Origin of the sequence: Pseudoalteromonas sp. SR45-5 (genome assembly GCF_014163565.1) — a bacterium.
Lineage (GTDB): Bacteria > Pseudomonadota > Gammaproteobacteria > Enterobacterales > Alteromonadaceae > Pseudoalteromonas > Pseudoalteromonas distincta.
Map to the genome: position 1 here is coordinate 1 of NZ_JACJDN010000954.1, position 966 is coordinate 966.

A 966-nucleotide genomic window follows, 5' to 3' on the forward strand; every position below is an offset into this window, starting at 1 on the left:
TATATGCCCAGGCCCGGGCTTGGTTCAATTAGTATCTCTTAAAATGGAGTTTTTATTGTTTTTTGCAGCCGTGCTAGGCGGTATGTGGTTAGCCAAAAAAGTATAATATTTGCTGCCGACTAAACTCGGCAGCTACTTTTACCCAAACAAAGGTACATAACTTGCTGCAATATATAAAACTATATTGAACAGGTTTAAGTTATGCTAAATAAAGCGCTGGAATTTTCTAACAGCACACCTTGGTTAGGCGCAGCGTCCTCCCTTTTACTTATAGCTATACTACTGTTTTTAATTCGTTTTTTTGTAATGTACTGGCTAAAAAAATGGACTTCAAAAACCAAATTTATATTCGATACTTTACTAATAGAGTCAATATCTAAGCCGCTAACACTGTGCACAATTATTGTGCTACTCACCATTTTAGAGCACGACACTTTCATTATTGGTACTTCTATTTCTCAACAGATCCCTTTTAATAGCATTAATATTGTATTAGCTCTGCTTGCACTTATTATGTTTTTAGACCGCTTTATTATTGGCACTATTAATTACTATGGTAAACAATCTGCCGTGGTTTTTAATTCAAAAAGCATAATTAAAGGCGTGATACGCGTTACATTATCGTCAGTGGGATTACTGGTTTTAATGGGCACGTTAGGTATTTCTATTACACCTATTATTGCCTCGTTAGGTATTACATCACTAGCTGTTGCCCTTGCTTTGCAACCTACCCTTGAAAACTTTTTTTCTGGCGTGCAGCTAGTAATAGATAAACCTATAAGGGTGGGTGATTTTATTGAGCTTGAATCTAAGGAGCAAGGCTTTGTTGATCATATAGGCTGGCGATCTACATGGGTTAAAATGCTACCCAACAATATGATTATTATACCTAATAGCCAATTATCTAAGTCGCGTATTATTAATTACTTTTACCCTGAAAAAGAGCTAAGCGTACCTGTTGATATA

The 966-nt window shown here is 35.8% G+C and carries 1 protein-coding gene and 1 pseudogene; both read left to right on the forward strand.

Features of this window, described 5'->3' with window-relative positions:
• Positions 1-106: pseudogene (locus H5072_RS21535) on the forward strand (YeeE/YedE family protein); the annotation flags it as partial.
• 95 nt (positions 107-201) lie between these two features.
• A partial coding sequence (locus H5072_RS20315; RefSeq protein ID WP_182694620.1) for a mechanosensitive ion channel family protein occupies positions 202-966 on the forward strand: 765 nt, incomplete at its 3' end.